Source organism: Blautia sp. BIOML-A1 (genome assembly GCF_009883055.1).
Lineage (GTDB): Bacteria > Bacillota > Clostridia > Lachnospirales > Lachnospiraceae > Blautia_A.
Map to the genome: position 1 here is coordinate 146518 of NZ_WWVR01000011.1, position 22615 is coordinate 169132.

Genomic DNA, 22615 nt, shown 5'->3' on the forward strand with positions numbered 1-22615 from the left:
TAATGTTTTTTGTACAAAAGTGACTTTACAAATCCATCCGGAAAAGGTAAGATTCTTTTATAAAATACTTTACAAAAGGAATCTTTGAGATGGCTGGAACGGAAAAGAAAAACAGTACAAAATGTCAAATTATTAATTATATTATAAATCAAAAAGCAACATCTAAAGTAGAATTATCCAGGAATCTGAATCTCAGCATGCCGACAGTTTTGTCTAATGTAAATGAACTGCTGGCCAGTGGAATTGCAGTTGAAATGGGAGAATATGAGTCTACCGGCGGACGAAAAGCGAAAATGATCAGTATTAATCCTGCATATCGCTATGCAGTTGGAATTAGAATTACTGCAAAACATGTAGGGTTTGTACTTGTAAATCTGAAATCCGAAATTGAAAAGTATGAAAGAATCCGGATGGAATTTTCAACAGAAGCTTCTTACTATTCGCAGATCAGGGATGAACTGAAACGTTTTTTGATAGATGTAGAAAATCAGGACAGAATTCTTGGAATCGGTATCTCTGTTCCAGGAATTATAAGGTCAGGAGAGAGAATGCTGATCAAGTCACATGCACTTCAACTAGAGAATTACAGTCTCAGTTTCCTGGAACAGGCATTTTCACTGCCAGTATACTTTGAAAACGATGCTAATGCAGCAATGATGGCAGAAGACTTAGACAGATATAAAAATGCATTGTACCTGTCACTGAATAATACTCTTGGTGGAGCATTTTGTATTGATGGAAAATTAATACTGGGAGAGAATCAGAAGGCTGGAGAATTTGGGCATATGATCCTGGTTCCGGGAGGAAAGAAATGTTATTGCGGAAAGCTGGGATGTGCAGATGCTTATTGTGCAGCAAGTGTGTTAACAGATGAAACACACCAGACATTAGAACAGTTTATGGCACATTTAGAAGAAAAGGAAGCAAGTGCAGAAGAGATTTGGCAGGAGTATCTGAAAAATCTGGCGATTTTGATATCGAATTTGCGAATGGCATACGATATGGATATTATTCTTGGAGGTGAAGTCGGAGGATATCTGTCAGAGTATATGATACCATTGGGAGAGAAAGTAATGGAATACAATGGATTTGATCATGATGTGAGATATCTGAAAACCTGTTCTTACAAGAAAGAGGCCTCTGCAGTGGGTGTGGCGAAATATTTTCTGCAGGAGTTTATAAAAAACATATAATTATGATCTTAGTATCAAGAGCTTATAATCCAGAGAGGAAACACGGAAAAATGTTTTCTCTCTGGATTTTTTGTTGTCAAAATGCATAAATTCATTTAAATAATCTTGTGCAATAGGCAGAAGTTAACAAAGATATATTGACAAATTGAGTTTGATGGATAATAATGTAATTACTTTAATAAAACATTTAATAAAAGATGATAAATAAAGGAGGAACTTATTATGTTACAGCAGGTAATGACAAATCCAGGAGAGATTATTTTCAGAGAAGTACCGGTTCCGGAAATAAAAGATGATCAGGTACTGGTTAAAATCATGAACATTGGAATCTGTGGATCCGATATTCATGTATACCATGGAAAACATCCATTTACCAAATATCCGGTTACACAGGGACATGAAGTATCAGGAGAAATTGTGAAGGTAGGAAAAGATACTTCAGGATTCCATACAGGACAGAAAGTAACAATTGAACCGCAGGTTTATTGCGGACACTGTTATCCATGTCGTCATGGAAAATACAATCTCTGTGAAGAACTGAAGGTTATGGGATTCCAGACAACAGGAACTGCTTCTGAGTATTTTGCAGTAGATGCATCTAAAGTAACACCGATTCCGGAAGAGATGTCTTATGAAGAAGGTGCAATGATCGAGCCTCTTGCCGTAGCAGTACATGCTGTGAAACAGATGGGCGATGTAAAGGGAATGAATATTGCAGTTCTCGGAGCAGGTCCAATTGGAAATCTGGTGGCTCAGTCAGCGAAAGGAATGGGGGCAGCAAACGTTATGATCACAGATGTCAGTGATCTTCGTCTGGATAAAGCAAAAGAGTGTGGAATTGATGTATGCGTAAATACAAAAGAGAAAGATTTTGGAGAGGCAATGATTGAAGCGTTTGGCCCTGATAAAGCAGATGTGATCTATGATTGTGCAGGAAATAATATTACAATGGGGCAGGCAATCAAGTATGCAAGAAAAGGAAGCGTAATCGTTCTGGTAGCTGTATTTGCTGGTATGGCATCGATTGATCTTGCAGTTGCCAATGATCATGAATTGGATATCAAGAGTACGATGATGTACCGACATGATGATTATATCGATGGAATTACACTTGTAAATGATGGAAAGGTACATCTAAGACCTTTAATTTCCAAAACATTTGCATTTAAGGATTATCTGAGAGCATATCAGTATATTGATGACAACCGCGAGACAACCATGAAAGTAATTATTAATGTTCAGGAAAAATAGAATTCCAGCAATATTCTGATAGGGGAGAAAAATATGGGGAACGAAAGTAATAATGGAAAAGTACCGCTGATCAGTAAGGTCGCATATGGGTTTGGAGATGTGGGATGTAATTTCAGCTGGATGTTTGTCAGTAATTTTCTGATGATTTTTTATACAGATGTGTTTGGAATCAGTATGGCAGCGGTATCAGCTTTGATGCTTTTTTCAAGATTCTGGGATGCAATCAATGATCCGATCGTAGGTGGTCTGACAGATAAGACTCATACAAGATGGGGAAGATATCGTCCGTGGCTTCTTATAGCTGCTCCGATTACAGCAATTCTTCTCGTCCTTTCTTTTTGGGCACATCCGGACTGGTCAAATACAGCGAAGATTATTTATATGGTAATAACATATTGCCTTCTCGTGTTAGGATACACCTGTGTAAATATTCCATATGGAACACTCTGCGGTGCTATGACACAGGATATTGATGAGCGTGCCAAAATTAATACCTCGCGATCGGTGTCAGCCATGATCGCGATTGGAATTATTAATATTGTGACAGTACCGCTGATCAGTAAGCTGGGAAGCAGCAGTGCAAAGAATGGATATTTGTTCGTTGCAATCATTTATGGATGCATCTTTGCTGCCTGTCATTTCTTCTGTTTTGCAAAGACAAAAGAACAGGTAGTAATTCCTGAGAAAGAAAAAATTTCAATTAAAGTACAGCTGAAAGCAGTTATGCAGAATAAACCATATCTTCTGGCACTGGTTGGTCAGGTGTTGTTTGGGTTTACATTATATGGAAGAAATGCAGATATCTTATATTATTTTACTTATGTAGAGGGAAATGCATCCTATTATACAACATATTCGATGTGTATTATCATTCCGTCCATTATTGGTGCGGCATGCTTTCAGCCAGTATTTCGGAAGCTGAATAATAAAGGAAGAACGGCATCTATCTTTGCCTTGTTTACTGGTATCGCAATGCTGGCAATGTATTTCTTTAATGTTAAAGAATCGCCGGTTGTATTTTATACTCTTGCCGGAATCACGCAGTTCTTTTTTTCTGGATTTAATACGGCAATTTACGCAATTATTCCAGACTGTGTGGAATATGGTGAATGGAAGACTGGACTTAGAAATGATGGATTTCAGTATGCTTTTGTTTCTCTTGGAAATAAAATCGGAATGGCAGTTGGAACAGCACTTCTTGCAGCACTGCTTGGAAAATATGGATATGCAGCAAATCAGACACAGAATTCGGCAGTAATCGCAATCATGAAGCATGCATTTTCGACAATTCCGGGAATTCTGTGGATTGTTACGGCAATTGTTTTGTTCTTTTATAGATTAAACAAAAAACGTTATAATGAAATCGTAGAGGATCTGAAAAGAGGAAAGACCACTGATTTGCGAAATGTACAAAAAATATAAAAACCATACAAAAAAATTGTTGGATTTATGGATTTACAGGCAGGAATCTGTTTGTTATAGTTTCGCCATAAGTTGCAACGGAGCAAACTCATTAAGTAGTTTGCTCCGTTTTTTCTATCACGCAGAAAGGGCTGCCGTAAGGCGGCTCTTTTTGCTTTATTAAAGCCGGAAATTCGGATGAAAATAATGCTTGCAGGAATGTGTACAGCGTCATCTGTAAACAGTAATTGCAGGTTATCTGCACTGGCGAGAGTCAGAGAGGAAAAAGGTGTGATCACCGTAGCCACCGGTACCTATGTACCATTTGAACATCGTGATGATGATAATAATATCGTAGGCTTTGACATTGATCTGGCTCAGTACATTGCAGATAAGCTGGGAGTCGACATGGAAGTGACAGACATGGAATTTCAGTCAATTGTTCCATCTATCCAGAATGGTGAATATGATTTTTCCATCGCAGCAATGTATAAGACAGACGAGAGATGTGAGGTTGTAGACATGTCAAAATCCTACTGTGACAGTGGTATGATTCTTGCTGTAAAAGAGGATTCCAAGTATGCAGACACAATTAAGAGTCTGGCTGACTGCGATGGTTTGAAGGTTGCTGTAAAAGAGGGTGCAACTTCCTACAATGTGGCACAGAGTTTTCTGGATGAAAATCCGGATGTTTCTTATGAGATTGTTCAGTATAAAGATACAGTTGGCTGTGTTTCCGATCTTCTGGCAGGTCGTGTGGATGTAGTAGTAAACGACCTTCTGAACCAGAAGATCCTTTCCAAGGAATATGATGGAACCAAGATTGTATGTGACCCATTTACTCATGCAGAGAACGCCATCGCAGTTCAGAAAGGCAAAGATGACCTGCTGGCATTTATCAATCTATAGCAGCAGAAGATGCAAAGGCTGCTGAATAAAACAGAGATGCAGAAATACTTCTATTCAGGAAACGAGTTGCTGTGAACAAGGTGAACAGTAACCGGAAAAGTAAGGAAGAAAGGATAAACCGGCGATAATTACTGGTCACAGGGAAAATAGTATGGTAACATTAAAATGGTCACTTGTATTTGACAAAATACCGTCACTGCTCCATGGATGTGCGGTGACGATGGAAATATCGGTTCTGACACTTATATTTGGTACGATTCTGGGAGTGATACTTGCACTGATGAGGGACAGTCACATAAAAGTGATTGCAAGGCTCGCTCAGTTGTATATCTGGATCTGGAGAGGAACCCCACTGATGGTACAGGCATTTCTGATCTACTTCGGATTGCCAAATCTGGGTATTACCCTCAGTGCTATGACGGCGGGTACACTTTCCATGTCATTGAATACAGGTGCAATATATTGCAGAGATAGTACGTTCCGGTATCCATGCTATTGACCCGGGCCAGAGAGGTAGCAGACCGGATTTTGTTTATGGAAGATGGAGTTATTGTGGAGGATGCGCCTCCGGAAGAATTTTTTGAGCATCCGAAAAACGAGCGCATTCGCCAGTTTATCAGGAAAGTTGAGAAAAGATAATACAGAATGGATTACATTATTAAAGACGGATGGATTGTAAATGGAAAAAAGGAGAAACCTTTTTATGGCGATCTGGTAATAAAAAATGGAAAAGTTGCGGAAGTGGGAACACATATTGAGATTCCCGGGGACTTTCCGAAAGAGAATATTCTGAATGCGGCCGGTGGTTATATAACTCCCGGCTTCATTGACATTCACAGGCATGGAGACTGGCAGGCCTTTGGGAATGGGGATGACCAGCTTCTGAACAGGCAGGGACTGACGACTGTGGTAAATGGAAACTGTGGGCTTTCGGTGGCTCCGGCCGGAGAAAAGTTCGAGAAAGAAATCGCGGGATTTCTCAGTAGTGTGACAGGGGATTCAAGAAACAGAGGAGCTGAGATTATGTCAACCATGTCTTCCTATATGTCCGCTTTAGAGAAAGAAGGGCGAAGCGTCAATACGGGAATGCTTGCAGGAAATGGCACAATCCGTGCCGGAGTAAAGGGATATGCATCCGGAAAGCTATCAAAAGAGGAGGTACACCAGGTCTGGGATGCCGTGGAGGAATCTCTGGCAGCCGGAGTCCTTGGAATCAGCCTTGGAATTGCTTATGCTCCGGAATTTGAATATGACAGGGGTGGGCTGGTAGAAGCACTGCAGCCCCTGAAAAGAACGGATATTCCTGTAACTGTTCATATCCGAAATGAAGGTGATGGGATTCTTTTGGCTCTGCAGGAGGTAATCTCTGTGGCAGAGGAACTTAAGATACCACTGCATGTAAGCCATCTGAAATGCATTGGAAAGAAAAACTGGGGTGAGACACCAGTGAGAATACTGCAGCTTTTTGATCAGGCAGCAGCGAGAGATGTGAAAGTAGATTTTGATCTGTATCCTTATCTTACAGGTTCCACCCAGCTGGTACATCTTCTTCCGCCACAGTTCCAGGAAGGCGGTACAGAGGCGATTTGTGCCAGACTGGCTGACCAATCCTGCAGAGGAAAAATTACAAAGGTGCTGAAGCAGCCCTCAGACATTTTTGAAAATATTGTGGAACTGGCTGGATTTGATATGATTTATGCCAGTACTTTGCATACAGAGAAATTCAGAAGCTATGCAGGACAGTCCATTGCAAAAATCGCAGAACAATTTAAACAGGATCCATATGATACTTTGTACGACATTTTGCTTGCAGAACGATGCCAGGTTACCATGCTGGATACCATTGCTTCTGAAGAGGATATGCTGCATTTTCTGAAGGATAGCCGGGCAAATCTGATCTCGGATGCAATCTATCCGGCTGGTGGAAAATATCATCCCAGAGTATATGGTGCATTTCCCAAGCTGTTGACGGATTATGTGCGGGATAAAAAGGTGTTTTCCATTGAAGATGCAATATATAAAATGACAGCGAAACCGGCAGGGGTTCTGGGAATAAACAGGGGAATCCTGGAAAAAGGAATGCCGGCGGATATCAATATATTCCATTTGGATAAACTGAAGGTTCATGCTGACTTTGAGAATCCGGATCAGTACTGCACGGGATTTGATTATGTGCTGGTGGGCGGCGAGATTGCAGTAAAACAGGACGAGTACAGGAACCCTCAAAGCGGCAGGATAGTGCGGGGATGTAACAAATAAATGTTTGAGAGAATTTTGTGAAATCAAAAAAGGAAGGAACGCCATGAAGTTAACAGAAGAAAGAAAAGCAGAGGTTCTTGCCCTCTGCAAAAAGCTGGTTTCCAACAGAAGTTATTCCGGTGAGGAGAATGCAGTAGCCGATGTTCTGAAATGTTTTATGCGTCAGAAGCAATTTGATGATTTTTGCACAGATAAATATGGTAATGTGATCGGAAAGATCAAAGGCGACAGGACTGGAAACAAGGTTCTGTTTGACGGGCATATGGATACTGTTCCGGCAGATAATAAAGAAACCTGGAAACATGATCCCTTTGTACCGGTAGTGGAAGATGGTAAATTATACGGTCGGGGAACATCAGATATGAAAGGTGCAGTGGCTGCATTTTTCTGTGCAGTAGCTTACTTTATGGAAGACCATGGGAAAGATTTTGCCGGAGAAATTTATACGGCAGGAGTGGTTCATGAGGAATGTTTCGAGGGCGTGGCTGCCAGAAACATCAGTGAGCTGGTGAATCCGGATTATGTGGTGATTGGTGAAGCATCTGAACTGAACATCAAAACCGGACAACGCGGACGTGCGGAGATTATTCTGGAGACTTTCGGAAAAGCAGCCCATTCTGCCAATCCGGAGAAGGGTATCAATGCAGTGAAGAAGATGTGTAAATTGCTTGGTGAAATTGACAGGATCCAGCCTCCGATTCATGAGCAGCTGGGAAAGGGAATTCTGGAAGTTACAGATATTATTTCTTCCCCATATCCCGGAGCCTCCGTAGTTCCTGAATATTGTCGGGCAACTCTGGATCGAAGACTTCTTACCGGAGAAACCAGGGAGAGTATTCTGGCTCCTATTCAGAAGCTGATCGATTCGCTGGAAAAAGAAGATTCGGAATTTTCTGCGAAGGCCTCTTTTTCCGTAGGCAGTGAGAGGTGTTACACAGGTGCTGAAATTCAAGGTGAGCGATTTTTTCCAGGATGGTACTATGCCCCGGAAGAGAAGTATGTTCAGCAAATTCTCCAGAAAATCCGGGAAGCAGGCTACGATCCTGAACTGACCCAATACAGCTTTTGTACCAACGGCAGTCACTATGCCGGTGAAAAAGGAATTCCAACCATTGGTCTTGGTCCATCCAGAGAAGATCTGGCACATATGGTGGATGAGTATGTGGAACTTACACAGCTTTATGGAGCAGTGGAATGTTATTATGCGGTGATGGAGGCTTTGGTGTTGTAGAAGAGAATAGCGTGAGTTACACATGACGAGCAAATATCCAGATAAAAAGAGCAATCCTGAATTGCATGGATAAGCGAAATAACAGAAGAACCGGAATGTAGAAAGTGGAGGATAGTAAATGGAAATGAAAGGTGCAATTTTTGATATGGATGGTCTGTTGTTTGATACAGAGAACATCTATCAGGAAACGTGGAACGAGCTGGCAGCGGAGAATGGTGTGACTCTTGGAATAGATTTTGTTGGTGATATTTGTGGAACCAGCGGTGCACATATGTGCAGAGTGATTGAGAAGCATTATGGAGTTGCAGATGGAAGCGTTATCATGGAAGAGTGCATAAAGCGGGTGCGACAGAAACTTAAGGTTCATGTGCCAAAGAAATCAGGAGCAGAGCGGATTGTAAAGGCTTTTTGTGATAAAGGCATACGTCTTGCAGTAGCAAGTAGCAGTTATCCGGAGCAGATAGAAAGTAATCTGAAACTGGCGGGAATGAGAGAATATTTTGATGCAGTTGTCAGCGGCAAAGAGGTTAAACATGGTAAACCGGCACCGGATATTCTTCTTCTCGCAGCAGAGAGAATCCATTGTACACCGGAAACCTGCTATGTCTTTGAGGACAGTGAGAATGGTATCCGTGCCGGAAAAGCAGCAGGATGTACTGCAATTATGATTCCGGATGTTCTGGCACCGTCAGAGGAGATAAAAAAGTTTGTTGATGGAATCTATGAGAGCCTGTATGAATTTACAGAAGAAGTATTGGAAAAGTGATGCAGACGGTAATACTGGAATAGAAGACGGAAGTTTGCGTACATGTAAACTCATGGTAATAATGACCAAAAACAGAAGGTGTTTTTTTAGTAAAAACTGCTTTTGCAACCAGAATAAAATAGTTTTATAATAAAGATAGCGGCGAGTGGCGTAATCATGCAGAAAAGCAAAATATACGTTACTCGCCTTTATAAAATTAATTTCAGGAGGAAGCACATATGCATGAGTATGAAATTTTTATTGAGGATATAAATCCATGTGGTGGAGAACAATACAGTAAAAAAACATTGATAGAGGCAGAAGCAGCCAGCCCGGAAGCTTATGTAAAAGAAAATGGAAGATTCCCAATTCTGGAAACTACAAGCAATGAGAGTGGAGATGTTGTAATTGTAACAGGAGATAATAACGGCTCTTTTGTACGATATACTTTTACGGAATAAAAGGACCGGTCAGTAAGGAGAGAATTTTGTGAAATATGAAATTGGAGATCTTGTCAGTAAACCAGTCACAGGTATCTGTAAAATAGAAGATATTTTATATTTGACTCCTCAGGACGAAAAAAACAATAAATTATATTATCTGATGAAGCCAATAGAAGATGAAAAGGATAAAATATATGTTCCAGTTTCAAATTCAGATTCAAGATTGAGATTATGTCTGACAAAAGAAGAAGCATGGAATCTGATCAAACGAATTCCGGAGATTCCGACAGCATGGATAAACAATGAAAAAATGAGAGAGCAAAATTATAAAGAAGCAGTAAAAGCGAATGATCCGGAAGCATTAGTTGCGATCATAAAAATGATTTATCAGCGGAAACAGAAAAGACTTGCACAGGGGAAAAAGTGTACTGCAACGGATGCAAGGTATTTCCAGATAGCAGAAAACTTATTATATATGGAACTGGGAGCTGCTATTGGAAAACCCAAAAAAGAAGTATGTGAGACGATTATTGAGTACATTACAGACAACTGCTAATAAAATTTTGTTTGACTTTTTGAATAACAGGCAATATAATTACAACAAACGAGTAGCAAGTAAGCGTAAATCCAGTTTACCTGCTGCTCGTTTTTATTTTATTAAAATACAATATCGTCATGAAAAAGTGTGTAGCCTGTCAGCGTAAGTCCAGCTTATAAGACAGGGTGTGCACTTTTTTTGTGCAGAAAAGAGAGGAGTTAAAACACAATGGCGGAAAGCAACAAGATGAAGGATATGCCGGTGAATAAATTGATGATTCAGATGGGAATCCCAATGATCTTATCCATGGCATTGCAGGCGGTCTATAACATTGTAGACAGTGCATTTGTAGGAAATATGAGAGAAGGCAGTGAAGCGGCATTAAATGCTTTGACACTGGTATTTCCGGTTCAGATGCTTATGGTAGCAGTTGGAATCGGAACCGGTGTCGGAACGAATGCACTTCTTGCAAGGACACTTGGACAGGGGAATAGTAAAAAAGCTGCAAAAGTAGCAGGTAACAGTCTGTTCCTGGGCGTGATCATTTATGTGGTCTGCTTATTATTTGCTATCTTTGGGGTGAAAGCATATATTTCATCACAGACAGTAGATGCAGAAGTACTGGAGATGGGAGTCAGCTATCTGCAGATATGCTGTGTGATTTCTTTTGGAATTATTTTCTTTTCTCTATTTGAAAAGTTACTCCAGGCAACAGGTCGTTCTCTTTATTCTACAATTGGTCAGGTAGTAGGTGCGGTTGTAAATATTATCCTTGATCCGATCATGATCTATGGTATTGGACCCTGCCCTGAAATGGGCGTGAAGGGTGCAGCCTACGCAACCGTAATTGGTCAGGTAGCATCAGCAGTTTTATTATTCATTTTCCATATGAAATTGAATAAAGAATTTGAGCATGGGGCGAAGTACATGAAACCAGATAGCGGAATTATCAAGGAAATTTATGCAATCGGACTTCCGGCAATTATCGCTCAGGCTCTGATGTCTATTATGGTTTATGTGATGAACCTGATCCTGAAGTTCAATCCATCAGCACAGACAGCATATGGCCTGTTCTATAAGGTACAGCAGTTTGTTCTCTTCCTTGCATTTGGTCTGCGAGATGCAATCACCCCGATCCTTGCGTTTGCTTATGGAATGAGAAGCAAAAAGAGAATCCAGGATGGAATCAAATATGGTCTGATTTATACAATTGTATTAATGATTCTGGGAATTGCAATCACAGAGATTTTCCCTGGAGCATTTGCCAATCTGTTTAATGCGGGACAGTCAAGAGAATATTTTATCAGTGCGATGAGAGTGATCTCAGTAAGCTTCTTATTTGCCGGAATCAATGTTGCTTATCAGGGCATTTATCAGGCACTGGATGGAGGTATGGAATCGCTGGTTATTTCACTTTTGAGACAGCTTGTGATTATTTTACCATTGGCGGGAATTTTTTCTATATTTGTAAGAAATGGTCAGATGGGAGTTTCGCTGATCTGGTGGGCATTTCCGATTACTGAAATAATTTCATGCTTTGTAGGATATATGTTCTTAAAGAAAATCAGAAAAAATAAGGTTAATGCCTTGCGTTAAGGAGGATTCAGAGATGGCGAAAAGAATTATTACGATCAGCAGAGAATTTGGAAGCGGTGGACGTTTTATAGGAGAAGAAGTTGCAAAAAAACTTGGAATTGCTTATTATGATAAAAATATCATCAGCGAGATTGCAGAAAAGTCTGGTTTATCTCCGGAATATATTCAGGAAAATGCAGAGTTATCTCCGAAGAAAGGTTTACTTGCATATGCACTTGCCGGACGTGACATCACAGGGAAATCTGTAGAAGATATGGTATATGAGGCACAGAGAAAAGTTATCTTAGATCTGGCTGAGAAGGGACCCTGTGTGATCATTGGAAGAAATACAGATTACATCCTGAAGGACAGGGATGATGTGCTGAATGTATTTATCCATGGGGATATGCCAGAGAAAACGCAGCGTATCATTCGCTTATATAATGTAGAAGAGAAGGAAGCTGTCAAAATGATGGCAGATACAGATAAAAGACGTATGACAAATTACAACTTTTACACGGATCAGAAATGGGGAAAAGCCAGCAACTATACGTTGTGTCTGAACAGTTCACAGCTTGGATATGACAGATGTGAGAAGATAATAGTGGAATGCAGCAAATAACCGAGGCGTGAGTCATAGTCAAGTTGCTGTGAACGGAGTGAACAGTAATATTAAAGGAAGCGTGTCGAAAGTATAAAAATATAGATATTGACAAGAGATAAAAAATAATTTAATGTTTGATTATTGTAAATAATATAATTACAACTATAATGGGGATTAAAGGAAAAGTCAACACAGTAATGAAACTTACGGAGGATTGTATCATATGCTATTTATACACCAGAATCAAAAAACATATGACTAAAAAAATGTATCACCTTTATTATCGTGAAAACAGGGAAAAGATTATGAAACTATGACTGAGGTAATGGATGAAAGAGGATCCGGACAAAGTTAGATTTATGAGAATACTAAAATCCTTGTATAAACATTGATTATTATATGATACTATAAATGTTCACAAAGGAGAGTTTATGGAATACAAAAATCAAACAGAAAATCGTGCATTTCAGGAAATGTTGCAGGCAGCAGTAAAACGGCTGCAAAATCGTTCCGGAGAGGATCTTGCAGCAAAAAGTGGGGCTGTTTTTCATAGCAGCCGAAATGTGCTTGAAGTACTGAGTTTTTATGAAACGATTGAAATTCAACTCCCTGAGTTTCGTATTAACTCAAAAATGGACGAATGGCATTATCTGATATTGCTGCATTATCTGGATATGGCCGATGGAACAGAAGGCTCACAGAAGCTCATTACTTTTGGTAACCTGAAAGATGGATTGATTCGAGGAACCAAGTTTGACCGGGCTGCAGAGCAGAAACTGGAAAAGCTTTTGCAGGATAAAGATCCTGAGAAAATTCAGAAAGCATGTAAAAACCTGGGTGCAGAATTCACAGAGACAAAGGCGGATCTGTGTGCTGTTTTTCCAGTTCTGCCAAGATATCCGGTAACTTTAAAGATATGGTTTGCAGATGAAGAATTTCCTGTATCTGGCAAAATATTTCTTCAGGATCATGCCGATCATTATCTGAGTGTAGAAGATGCGGTAACAGTTGGAGAAATTTTGCTGCAAAAATTATCGGAAGCATTTTCTTCTCTCTGATCATGAATCAGAAAACTTTCCAGTCCGGCTTTGATAAATTTGTCAATTGTTGTCTGAATCTGTTTCCAGTCATTGCAGTGATTTCTAAGCATCAGTCTGTTTATGGAAAGGCATCCATTCATCTGAAAATAAAAGACAGACTCTGCCTGTTCAAAGGTCAGGAGGCTGTGTGACATAAGCCAGGTCACATAGCCTTCTTTTGTATTTTCTGCTATTTTTTCCAGAAGGATGGGAGCTATCGTGTCATCCAGGAACAGTGCCCTGTACTGTGATTCCATTTGAATTTTCTGACAGAATGGATAAGAACAGCTTTTTTTATTAGGACAGAATAAATGATCTACAGTTGTTAACATATCCTGAGTCATATCGTCAAAAATATCTGTTAATACATCATGGATATCGTAGTAATGAAGATAAAAAGTGCCACGGTTGATTTCAGCATTTTTGCAGATCTCAGTAACTGTAATTTTTGTAAAACTTTTCTGCTTTAACAATTCTAAGAACGTATCTTTTATGGTTTGCCTGGTATAGCGGGTACGGCGATCTTGTTTTCTCGTTTTTTCTGACATTATATCCTCCTGTATTATTTGGTATCATATGATTTCTCAACAATTTTTTTGATGTGTTGAGTAGCTATACAAATCTCACAGATTGATTATTGTAATTTATATAGTAACAACTATAATGAGATTTAAAGAAAAAGTCAACAGGTTGTTCAGAATTTTAGGAGGAAAAATATGGGACATGTAATTGCGATATCAGGAAAAGGCGGCGTAGGAAAAACTACACTTTGTGGATTATTGATCCAGTATTTGTGTGAAAGTGGGAAACGTCCGGTTCTGGCCGTGGATGCAGATGCGAATGCCAATTTAAATGAAGTGCTTGGTGTGGAGCCGGAGATCACACTTGGAGAGCTGAGAGAAGAAATTGAGCGGGCAGGCGTAGATCCACGATATCAGATCCCATCTGGTATGACAAAGCAGGCATATCTGGAAATGCGTCTTTCTGATGCGATTGCGGAAGAAGATGATTATGATCTGATGGTAATGGGGCGAACCCAGGGACAGGGCTGCTATTGTTTTGTAAATGGTCTTGTACAGACCCAGGTTCAGAAACTGCAAAGCCATTATCCATATATTGTGGTTGATAACGAAGCGGGTATGGAACACATCAGCAGAGGAATCCTGCCAATGATGGAAGTTGCGATTCTTGTGAGTGACTGTTCCAGAAGAGGTGTTCAGGCAGCCGGACGTATTGCAAAGCTGATGAATGAATTAAACTTTAAACCACAGAAAACTGGATTAATTGTGAATCGTGTTCCAGATGGAAAACTGGATGCCGGAACTCTGGAAGAAATCCGAAATCAGGGATTGGAACTGTTAGGTGTTGTACCACATGATGACCAGGTATATCAGTATGACTGTGATGGAAAGCCGATCATACAGCTTCCGAAAGATTCTCCTGTAAGAAGTGCACTGGGAGAAATTGTAAAGAAGTTAGGATTGTGAGTTGGAGGATTGAAAGTATGAAGATTGAGTAAGCAGAAATATCATCTGATTTGGTATAACCAATTGCAAAGAAAGGAAAATCTTCATGAGAAATCATTGGACAGAAATAGAAAAATATTTAGAAGACCAGAAGATAGCGCAGGAATTGATTGGAGAACTGAGAGATTTTCACATGCGTTATGAGGTAGAGAATCAGGTAAAAGAACGGGTAGAAAAACCGGATATCCTATTTTATGGGAAAAAGATTCTGGAAATGTCAATAGCAACGCTTCTTCAGGGAGATAACCTGTTACTTTCCGGTGCGAAAGCTACAGGAAAAAATGTACTATGTGAGACACTGGCATGGATATTCGGAAGACCGGAATACGACATTTCTTTTCATGTAAATACGGACAGTGCCGATCTGATTGGAACGGATACCTTTATAAATAATGAGGTTCGCCTTCGGAAAGGCCCCATCTACCAATGCGCGGAATTTGGAGGATTTGGAATCCTGGACGAAATCAATATGGCAAAAAATGATGCGGTTTCTGTACTGCATGCCACACTGGATCATCGGCGCAGAATCGATATTCCAGGATATAACAGGATTTTACTTCATCCGGCAACACGATTTATCGGCACGATGAATTATGGTTACGCAGGTACCAGAGAGCTAAATGAAGCATTGGTTTCAAGGTTTATGGTAATTGATATGCCTGAAATGGATGAGGATAGTGTCCTTTTTGTATTAAGACAACATTTTCCAGATGGGGAAAAAAGTGCACTGAAAGCTTTTGCAGGACTGTTTCTGGATTTGCAGATCAAAGCTTATCATGGAGAAATCTCAACAAAATCTCTTGACCTGAGAGGATTGGTTTCTGCTGTAAAAGCAACAAGAAGCGGACTTTCTCCAATTGATGCAGTCCGGATGGGGATCATAAATAAAAGTTTTGATGTATTTGAAAAAGAAATCGTAGAAGATGTGGTTTCTACAAGAATCCCATCTTCCTGGACCGGAAAAGACATATGGGGGTAAACTTGTATGGAGGATGTCAGATGGCCGGCGGAACAACTGGAAGAACATCGTCTGGAGATCAGCAATCGTATCAGAAATCTTTTTTGGACAGTCAGTGGTGATTATGATACGGAATTTGAACCGGACACAGAAAAATATGTTTATTCAAAACAAACGGTTCTGTATGAGGCAGTGAAGCAGGGTGCCTTTGCACGATATTTTGATCAGAAAAAACTTGGCATGTATTTGATGAAAAAATTACATTTTTCTGCTGGAGAAGATATGCTGTTGCCTCTTGCTGGATTATGCATGGATGCCGCAGTGAATCGTTTTATCATTCGAGAACGTTTGGGAACAAAGGAAATCAGAGAACAGGCGTTCAGAGAATTGGAAAAGGCCGAGGAAGAGCAGGTATCAGACAAAGCTGGAACAGACCTGATTCACAGGATTAGGCTTCTGTATATAAGGCATGTTCTGGAGAACACAGACGATAAGGGAATGGATCCACAGGCAGAGATTGCATTGTACAAGATTCTTTCTCTGAAGGATGCGGAAAATACGGAAGATGTCATAAACGTGATAGATGAGATTTATAATCATGTTCTGGATCCCTCTTTTGAAAAAAGAAATGGAAATCTGGAGAAGATTCTGAATTTACCGAATATGGCATTGGCCAATGACGCGTGGCAGGAATGCATGACGGATGAACAGATGGAAGACATTATTCAAAAATATCTTTCTAATCTCAAAAAAAAGATGATGAGTCTGGATATCAGAAACAAAAAGAAAAAAAGATTTTATTTCTCGCCGGAAAATGAAGAAGTTCCGAAAAGCTCGGAGAATATAAATCCACAGGCAGTGCGACGGATACGGGAATATGTGGAACTGAATTACGGAAAATCGTATCTAAGTGAATCGGAGCAGGCCAGGGTCAACCGGAAAATTTGTACAGGAATCCACAAAAACTGTATCCTGTATCTTACAGATGGAATTTTACAGAGCCCTGTGATAAAAAATAATCAATACCGTTTTTCTCAGCTGCAGTTTGAAAAAAATAAAGCCTATTATGGAAATAATCACTGGATCATCAAAAGAAATATTTCTGTGTTGGCAGAGTCACTGAAACGGGCATTTATAATCCGAAAGGATGATTTTGTCAGCAGATCTGATGCAGGGCAGCTTGTTCCTGAGAGGTTATGGAAAATTGGAAGAACAGACGATGACAAGCTATTTAATAGAAAAAAAAGATCTGATGATTCTGAGTTTGTAATAGACGTCCTGATTGATTCCAGTGGTTCCCAGGCTGACAGACAGGCTCAGGTAGCGGCTCAGGGATATATTATCAGTGAAGCATTAAGCCAGGCAGGAATTCCTCATCGGGTGACAGGATACTGTGCTTTCTGGGGATATACAGTACTTCAGAGATTTCGGGATTATGAAGATCCAAGGGAAACAAATGAAAGAATCTTTCAATTTCGGGCGTATGCCAATAACAGAGATGGGCTTGCACTGAAAACAGTCTGTTCCTCTCTCATGGAGCGACCGGAAAAAAATAAGATTTTAATCGTATTAAGTGATGGAAAACCCTGTGATATGAGCATACAACGACCAGGAACCCGCCAGCCCAAGATCTATGACGGAGAAGGAGCTGTGAAAGATACTGCATCTGAGGTGCGTCGGGCCAGAAATCAGGGAATTTTCGTAATTGGTATTTTTGTAGGGAATGAAGAAGAACTTTCCGTGGAAAAGAGAATCTATGGAAAAGACTTCGCCTATATTCGTAATATCAGCAATTTTTCCCGTATAGTAGGAACTTTTTTGCGAAGACAAATTGATATGGAATGAAAATGGAGGAATCACTATGGGTAAAATTGAATTTTCCAATTGTCAGGATGTAAGAAATCAGAAAAAGATACAGGAATTAGACTGTCCACGCTGTCATGAACCGGGAGGCATTGAAGCCTTTGTGAAAGACGGGATACTTGCAGAGGACGGAGTATGTGATAACTGCGGATATATTCTTCCAGAAGGAACAGAACTGGAGGAAGTGGAGTAAGAAGCATTTAAGGAGATAAGAGATGAAAATAGCAGTTTGCGGAAAAGGTGGATGTGGAAAAAGTACAGTAACCAGTCTTTTGGCTAAGGCTTTAGCCAGACGCGGAAAAGAAATTTTGGTAATTGATTCCGATGAATCTAATTATGGTCTACACCGACAGCTAGGTATGAAGCTTCCCAGAGATTTTACAGACTATTTCGGTGGTAAGCAAAATGTTTTAAATGATATGATGTTATCAAAATTTACTCATCAGTTTTTTGAGGAAACCTGGACTATAGATGATATACCGGAAGATTATTATAGTCTGAAGGACGGTGTAAAACTGATGAGCAGTGGAAAAATTCATCAAGCAAATGAAGGGTGTTCATGTGCTATGGGAACTGTTATGACTCAATTTATCCAAAATCTTAGGCTTACAGAAGACCAATTTGCATTAATGGATATGGAGGCTGGTATTGAACACTTCAAAAAAATCGGGGAATTATCGGAAAGTATTCAAAAACCATTTTATTACGTTTTCAATAAAGTAACAAAAGAGAATCAGGAAATGATGTATGAAGCTGTATGGAATTCAAGTCGAGTCGCTGTATCTCTTGGTGCGGATCCTGGTATTATGGGAGAGGGACTGATGGGGAAAGAACTATCAGAAAAACCAGATGCTATTGAAAACTTAACAGAATTTCTACTTTCTATTTAATGTGGATATATGATAAAAGATAACCAGATTATACAGCTGTAATTTGTAAAATTAGATCCGCTTGATGCAAGAAAGAAGCAGTGATATACTGAAACAAAAGGTATTTATAAAATAATAAAAACCTGGAATTGTATTGTGTGATTGAACAGTTACAAAGAATGCAATTCTTGTGGAGGGTATAGGATGATACAGATTGCAATTGTGGAAGATGAAGAAATTTACGTAAAACAATTAACAGAGTATATCCGGAAATATCAAACGGAAAGGGGAAGATCAATAAAGGTTACGGTATTTGGTGATGGAGAAGATATCATTGAGAATTACAGTGGTGGTTTTGACATTATTCTGATGGATATTCAGATGCGGTTCATGGACGGTATGACAACTGCAGAAAAAATCCGTCAGATGGATCAGAAAGTAATTATTATGTTTATTACAAATATGATTCAATATGCAGTACGTGGATATGAAGTTGATGCAATGGATTATGTAGTAAAACCAGTTGAGTACTTTTCTTTTTCGCAGAAATTGGATAAAGCAGTTGGACGTATGCGCTCTGAGGTTAAAGAATTTCTTACGATTCCGACTGGAGAAGGAGTTGTAAAGATAGATATAGCAGATATCTATTATATTGAGGGGCAGAGACATAATGTAATCTATTATACTTCGAGAGGAGATTACTGTTCAAGAATTACAATGAAAGAACTCGAAGAAAAACTTGCAGTACATAATTTTTTTCGATGTGCAAAGGGATATCTGGTAAATATGAATCATGTAGAGGGGTTTGTTGGTTCTGATTGTGTGATTCATAATGTACATATACCTGTCAGCAGAACCAGAAAAAAAGAATTCATGAATCTGCTTCTGCAAAACCTCAATATGGAATGATTTCATGTGAAATGGAGGATACTATGTTATATCAGGATATTCCGAGAATTTATACGGCAATAGCAGAGTGGGGATCATGTCTGGTTTATCTTTATATCCTAAAAAAAGAAAACATGAAATCTGTACATTTTCTGGCAGGCAGTCTTTTCATGCTGGCAATGCAGAGTATCTTTCTGACTTTAACAGGCAATGTAACTGAAATTTTGTGGATTCCCTGTATGATGACCGCTGCAGGTATGATGTATATATTTCTTATGGTCGGAGGAAATATGAAGCCTCTGGGAGCGGCTTATTGCTGTGCTCGCGCATTTGTTCTTGCTGAGTTTACAGCTTCGCTGCAGTGGCAGATGGTATCTGGTGTACAGACATGGGGAAATCAGAGCATCTGGGTTGAAATTCTGATCACGATGGTTATTTTTGGAGGCTGCTTTACTATTGATATTTATTTAGAAAAAGATCTTCTGAAGCAGAATTATCTTGAACAGATGACAGTAAAGGAAGTAGCAGCGGCGGCAATCATGGCTGTTGCAATCTTTGCTTTTAGTAATCTGAGCTTTTTAAATGAAAATGCACCATTTGCGAGCAGAGAACGTGCAGATATTTTTTCTATCAGAACACTGATTGATTTTGGAGGTATTGCAATCCTGCATGCTTATCAGAGCAGGATAAGTGAGTATGTTGCCGAGAAAGAACTTTCAGTGATGAACGTGATGTTGAAAAGCCAGTATGAACAATACCGAAATTATCAGGACAGCCTGGATCTCATACAAATGAAATACCATGATCTGAAACACCAGATAACGGGACTTCGTGCGGAATCAGATGAAGAGAAACGAAAAAAATGGATTGATTCCATGGAAAATGAAATCGCTGCTTTTGAAAATATAAGCAGAACGGGGAATCAGGTACTTGATACGATTTTGGCAGCTAAGATTTTCCACTGTCGAAAAAATCATATACAGATTACCTGTGTGGCAGATGGAAAATTATTGGATCATATGCATGTAACCGATATATGTTCTATATTTGGAAATGCTTTGGATAATGCGATTGAACATGTAATTTTGATTCCAGATCCGGAAAAAAGACTGATCCATCTGACAGTATCCGCCCAAAAAGGATTTGTGTTCATCAAGATAGAGAATTATTGTGAAGCAGAAATTTCCAAAAATGAGGAGGATCTGATTACAACAACAAAAAAGGATAGTAAAAACCATGGTTTTGGATTGAAGAGTATTCGTACAGCTGTAGAAAAATATGATGGTTCTGTAGTATTTGGAGTACAGCAGAATTGGTTTGAATTAAAGATTCTTTTACCCAGAGTATTGTAATGCTCTGGGTATTTTTGTTGCCAAGCATACGACAAAAAGGTCCGGTGGACCTTTTTTAGTATTTTGTGCCATATTTGCTGCATCTTGTGCCAAAAGCGGCACGAAATAATATCCATGTTATAGTAATGCCAACAGGAAATGATACCTGAAAAAAACGAGAGAGTCAAAGGAGGAAAAAGAGAATGATCAGTGTTGAAATGGAAGATGTTCTGGCGGTATTACAATTATGCAAACCGTATATTATCGGTATTATTGCTGCACTTGTAATTGGAATCGTAATTATGACCGCATGCCGCAGGATGTCCAGGGACAAAAGATTTCTGATAAGAAGGGAAGCTGCGATCGCAATGGTTCTTGCAGTTGTTGTCTGCGTGAATATGATCTGTTTTGGACCAATGGCTACGTTGATTGGACTTGCAACGGGAAATGGAACTTTAAGCGATGAAACAAATGAAGAAGCTGCGGAAGTGGCAGAAGAAATTATGGAAGACGGAATTGTTCTTCTGAAGAATGAAAGCCTGCTTCCTTTAAATGAAACAAATAAACTGAATATTTTTGGCTGGGAATCTATCAATCCGGCTTACGGAGGAGCTGGTTCCGGTGGAATTAATGATCTGTATGATATTGTCAGTCTGAATCAGGGACTTGAAAATGCCGGATTTTCTATTAACCAGGAACTGGTTGATTTTTATAACAATTATGGTGCAGATAATCCGGAAATGTCTATCCAGAAACAGAGCTGGACATTACCGGAGCCACCTGTAGATACGTATAGTGATGAGCTTATTAAAGGTGCAAAAGAGTATTCTGATGTGGCAGTTGTGGTTCTTTCCAGAAAAGCAGGTGAAGGTCATAATGATATTCCTATGGATGTAAAAAAAGCAGCCTATGATAATAATTCAGATGAATATGATGATTTTCCTGAGGGAGAGCATTATTTACAGCTTTCACAAACTGAGAGAGATATGGTGGATATGGTTTGCTCAAATTTTGATAATGTGATTGTGATTTATAATGGAGCAAATCAGTTTGAACTTGGTTTCGTAGATGAATATCCACAGATTAAATCTGTTGTATGGTGTCCCGGAACTGGAAATGTGGGATTTGATGCACTTGGTAAAGTTTTTTCAGGAGAAGTCAATCCTTCCGGAAAAACACCGGATACATTTATTTATGATATGACGACTGCTCCGTGGTGGAATAATGCAGAAAAAATCGAGTATACAAATCTGGCAGATATGGCAGTTGAGGGAATGAATGCAGGAACTGCTCAGGTGTATGCTCCAGCATTTACCAATTATGTGGAAGGTATTTATGTAGGATATAAATACTATGAAACAGCTGCACAGGAAGGTGCGATTGATTACGACAAGACTGTACAGTATCCATTTGGATATGGTCTGAGTTACACAGAATTTGAACAGAAAATGGGCGAACTGGAGGAAAAAGACGGACAGATTTCTGTAGATGTGGAAGTAACCAACACCGGAGATGTTGCCGGAAAAGATGTAGTAGAAGTGTATTATAATCCACCATATACAAATGGCGGAATTGAGAAATCTTCTGCAAATCTGATCGAGTTTGCAAAAACAGAGCTGCTTCAGCCGGGAAAATCTCAGACCGTTACAGTTACATTTAGTATAGAAGATATGGCCTCTTATGATGAGAATAATGCAAAAGCGTATGTTCTTGAACAAGGCGATTATGTGATCTCTATCAACAGCGATTCACACACTGTGCTGGATCAGAAAACTTATACTGCAGATGCTGATGTAGTATATGAGGGAGAAAATAAAAGAGCATCAGATAATACTGCAGCAACAAATGTATTTGAAGATGCAAAAGGAGCATTCCTGTAATTCATTAAAAGCGCCAATTGAATAAAAAAGAACCTCAAGGTATGATTGAGTTGCATCTTGGCGGATGTAAGC

General features: G+C 39.5%; 22 protein-coding genes. 21 read left to right on the plus strand and 1 reads right to left on the minus strand.

Annotated features, from left to right (window positions below):
* Positions 1-89 precede the first annotated feature (89 nt).
* From GT674_RS07330 to GT674_RS07395, 13 genes are all read left to right on the plus strand, one after another.
* Positions 90-1193: an ROK family transcriptional regulator gene (locus GT674_RS07330; protein ID WP_161285111.1), complete on the plus strand. Its 1104-nt coding sequence runs from the start codon at positions 90-92 to the stop codon at positions 1191-1193.
* A 222-nt stretch (positions 1194-1415) separates the two neighbouring features.
* The gene (locus GT674_RS07335; protein WP_161285112.1) at positions 1416-2444 is read left to right on the plus strand and encodes a zinc-dependent alcohol dehydrogenase; all 1029 of its coding nucleotides are present in this window, start codon (positions 1416-1418) and stop codon (positions 2442-2444) included.
* A 33-nt stretch (positions 2445-2477) separates the two neighbouring features.
* Positions 2478-3866 (plus strand): MFS transporter, encoded by a 1389-nt coding sequence (locus tag GT674_RS07340; RefSeq protein WP_161285113.1) that lies wholly within the window; start codon positions 2478-2480, stop codon positions 3864-3866.
* A 177-nt stretch (positions 3867-4043) separates the two neighbouring features.
* On the plus strand, positions 4044-4754 hold the full coding sequence (locus tag GT674_RS07345) for an ABC transporter substrate-binding protein (RefSeq protein WP_161285114.1): 711 nt from the start codon (positions 4044-4046) through the stop codon (positions 4752-4754).
* A 151-nt stretch (positions 4755-4905) separates the two neighbouring features.
* On the plus strand, positions 4906-5253 hold the full coding sequence (locus GT674_RS07350) for an ABC transporter permease subunit (protein WP_161285115.1): 348 nt from the start codon (positions 4906-4908) through the stop codon (positions 5251-5253).
* 146 nt (positions 5254-5399) lie between these two features.
* Complete coding sequence (locus GT674_RS07360; protein ID WP_161285116.1) at positions 5400-7013, plus strand: N-acyl-D-amino-acid deacylase family protein; 1614 nt, start codon at positions 5400-5402, stop codon at positions 7011-7013.
* Between the two features lie 43 nt (positions 7014-7056).
* Positions 7057-8244: a YgeY family selenium metabolism-linked hydrolase gene (locus tag GT674_RS07365; RefSeq protein ID WP_161285117.1), complete on the plus strand. Its 1188-nt coding sequence runs from the start codon at positions 7057-7059 to the stop codon at positions 8242-8244.
* Between the two features lie 118 nt (positions 8245-8362).
* A complete protein-coding gene (locus GT674_RS07370; protein ID WP_161285118.1) occupies positions 8363-9010 on the plus strand; it encodes an HAD family hydrolase in 648 nt (215 codons plus the stop codon).
* A 218-nt stretch (positions 9011-9228) separates the two neighbouring features.
* Positions 9229-9450, plus strand: coding sequence for a hypothetical protein (locus tag GT674_RS07375; RefSeq protein WP_117639141.1), 222 nt, complete (start codon positions 9229-9231; stop codon positions 9448-9450).
* Between the two features lie 28 nt (positions 9451-9478).
* Positions 9479-9988 carry a CarD family transcriptional regulator gene (locus tag GT674_RS07380; protein WP_161285119.1) on the plus strand — a complete coding sequence of 170 codons (510 nt, stop codon included), beginning with the start codon at positions 9479-9481 and terminating at the stop codon, positions 9986-9988.
* A 210-nt stretch (positions 9989-10198) separates the two neighbouring features.
* Positions 10199-11566 (plus strand): MATE family efflux transporter, encoded by a 1368-nt coding sequence (locus tag GT674_RS07385; protein WP_161285120.1) that lies wholly within the window; start codon positions 10199-10201, stop codon positions 11564-11566.
* Positions 11567-11579: 13 nt separating this feature from the next.
* Positions 11580-12167: a cytidylate kinase-like family protein gene (locus tag GT674_RS07390; RefSeq protein WP_161285121.1), complete on the plus strand. Its 588-nt coding sequence runs from the start codon at positions 11580-11582 to the stop codon at positions 12165-12167.
* Positions 12168-12580: 413 nt separating this feature from the next.
* A complete protein-coding gene (locus tag GT674_RS07395; protein WP_161285122.1) occupies positions 12581-13207 on the plus strand; it encodes a DUF3786 domain-containing protein in 627 nt (208 codons plus the stop codon).
* Here GT674_RS07395 and GT674_RS07400 read toward each other — a convergent pair.
* On the minus strand, positions 13129-13776 hold the full coding sequence (locus tag GT674_RS07400) for a TetR/AcrR family transcriptional regulator (RefSeq protein ID WP_161285123.1): 648 nt from the start codon (positions 13774-13776) through the stop codon (positions 13129-13131). The two genes, GT674_RS07395 and GT674_RS07400, sit on opposite strands and share 79 nt — an antisense overlap.
* A gap of 168 nt (positions 13777-13944) precedes the next feature.
* On the opposite strand from GT674_RS07400, the gene GT674_RS07405 reads away from it, so the two are divergent.
* The 8 genes from GT674_RS07405 to GT674_RS07440 all read left to right on the plus strand — a co-directional run bounded on the left by GT674_RS07405 (position 13945) and on the right by GT674_RS07440 (position 22543).
* Entirely contained in the window at positions 13945-14715 is a 771-nt protein-coding gene (locus tag GT674_RS07405) for an ATP-binding protein (protein WP_161285124.1), read from the plus strand.
* Between the two features lie 85 nt (positions 14716-14800).
* Positions 14801-15733, plus strand: coding sequence for an AAA family ATPase (locus GT674_RS07410; RefSeq protein ID WP_161285125.1), 933 nt, complete (start codon positions 14801-14803; stop codon positions 15731-15733).
* 6 nt (positions 15734-15739) lie between these two features.
* Complete coding sequence (locus GT674_RS07415) at positions 15740-17557, plus strand: cobaltochelatase CobT-related protein (protein WP_161285126.1); 1818 nt, start codon at positions 15740-15742, stop codon at positions 17555-17557.
* 16 nt (positions 17558-17573) lie between these two features.
* The gene (locus GT674_RS07420) at positions 17574-17768 is read left to right on the plus strand and encodes a hypothetical protein (protein ID WP_015524507.1); all 195 of its coding nucleotides are present in this window, start codon (positions 17574-17576) and stop codon (positions 17766-17768) included.
* 22 nt (positions 17769-17790) lie between these two features.
* The gene (locus tag GT674_RS07425) at positions 17791-18465 is read left to right on the plus strand and encodes an ATP-binding protein (protein ID WP_161285127.1); all 675 of its coding nucleotides are present in this window, start codon (positions 17791-17793) and stop codon (positions 18463-18465) included.
* Positions 18466-18648: 183 nt separating this feature from the next.
* Entirely contained in the window at positions 18649-19353 is a 705-nt protein-coding gene (locus GT674_RS07430; RefSeq protein WP_161285128.1) for a LytR/AlgR family response regulator transcription factor, read from the plus strand.
* 23 nt (positions 19354-19376) lie between these two features.
* Positions 19377-20684, plus strand: coding sequence for an ATP-binding protein (locus tag GT674_RS07435; RefSeq protein WP_161285129.1), 1308 nt, complete (start codon positions 19377-19379; stop codon positions 20682-20684).
* Between the two features lie 182 nt (positions 20685-20866).
* Positions 20867-22543 carry a glycoside hydrolase family 3 C-terminal domain-containing protein gene (locus GT674_RS07440; protein ID WP_243149073.1) on the plus strand — a complete coding sequence of 559 codons (1677 nt, stop codon included), beginning with the start codon at positions 20867-20869 and terminating at the stop codon, positions 22541-22543.
* Positions 22544-22615: the final 72 nt, after the last annotated feature.

Excerpts from the sequence above, each read along its gene's own strand:
- GT674_RS07440 (WP_243149073.1), top strand. The coding sequence starts at position 20,867 with ATGATCAGTGTTGAAATGGAAGATGTTCTGGCGGTATTACAATTATGC.
- GT674_RS07350 (WP_161285115.1), top strand. The coding sequence starts at position 4,906 with ATGGTAACATTAAAATGGTCACTTGTATTTGACAAAATACCGTCACTG.
- GT674_RS07405 (WP_161285124.1), top strand. The coding sequence starts at position 13,945 with ATGGGACATGTAATTGCGATATCAGGAAAAGGCGGCGTAGGAAAAACT.
- GT674_RS07390 (WP_161285121.1), top strand. The coding sequence starts at position 11,580 with ATGGCGAAAAGAATTATTACGATCAGCAGAGAATTTGGAAGCGGTGGA.
- GT674_RS07435 (WP_161285129.1), top strand. The coding sequence starts at position 19,377 with ATGTTATATCAGGATATTCCGAGAATTTATACGGCAATAGCAGAGTGG.
- GT674_RS07430 (WP_161285128.1), top strand. The coding sequence starts at position 18,649 with ATGATACAGATTGCAATTGTGGAAGATGAAGAAATTTACGTAAAACAA.
- GT674_RS07395 (WP_161285122.1), top strand. The coding sequence starts at position 12,581 with ATGGAATACAAAAATCAAACAGAAAATCGTGCATTTCAGGAAATGTTG.
- GT674_RS07400 (WP_161285123.1), bottom strand. The coding sequence starts at position 13,776 with ATGTCAGAAAAAACGAGAAAACAAGATCGCCGTACCCGCTATACCAGG.
- GT674_RS07425 (WP_161285127.1), top strand. The coding sequence starts at position 17,791 with ATGAAAATAGCAGTTTGCGGAAAAGGTGGATGTGGAAAAAGTACAGTA.
- GT674_RS07410 (WP_161285125.1), top strand. The coding sequence starts at position 14,801 with ATGAGAAATCATTGGACAGAAATAGAAAAATATTTAGAAGACCAGAAG.
- GT674_RS07420 (WP_015524507.1), top strand. The coding sequence starts at position 17,574 with ATGGGTAAAATTGAATTTTCCAATTGTCAGGATGTAAGAAATCAGAAA.
- GT674_RS07375 (WP_117639141.1), top strand. The coding sequence starts at position 9,229 with ATGCATGAGTATGAAATTTTTATTGAGGATATAAATCCATGTGGTGGA.
- GT674_RS07415 (WP_161285126.1), top strand. The coding sequence starts at position 15,740 with ATGGAGGATGTCAGATGGCCGGCGGAACAACTGGAAGAACATCGTCTG.
- GT674_RS07385 (WP_161285120.1), top strand. The coding sequence starts at position 10,199 with ATGGCGGAAAGCAACAAGATGAAGGATATGCCGGTGAATAAATTGATG.
- GT674_RS07370 (WP_161285118.1), top strand. The coding sequence starts at position 8,363 with ATGGAAATGAAAGGTGCAATTTTTGATATGGATGGTCTGTTGTTTGAT.
- GT674_RS07360 (WP_161285116.1), top strand. The coding sequence starts at position 5,400 with ATGGATTACATTATTAAAGACGGATGGATTGTAAATGGAAAAAAGGAG.
- GT674_RS07345 (WP_161285114.1), top strand. The coding sequence starts at position 4,044 with ATGAAAATAATGCTTGCAGGAATGTGTACAGCGTCATCTGTAAACAGT.
- GT674_RS07330 (WP_161285111.1), top strand. The coding sequence starts at position 90 with ATGGCTGGAACGGAAAAGAAAAACAGTACAAAATGTCAAATTATTAAT.
- GT674_RS07340 (WP_161285113.1), top strand. The coding sequence starts at position 2,478 with ATGGGGAACGAAAGTAATAATGGAAAAGTACCGCTGATCAGTAAGGTC.
- GT674_RS07335 (WP_161285112.1), top strand. The coding sequence starts at position 1,416 with ATGTTACAGCAGGTAATGACAAATCCAGGAGAGATTATTTTCAGAGAA.
- GT674_RS07365 (WP_161285117.1), top strand. The coding sequence starts at position 7,057 with ATGAAGTTAACAGAAGAAAGAAAAGCAGAGGTTCTTGCCCTCTGCAAA.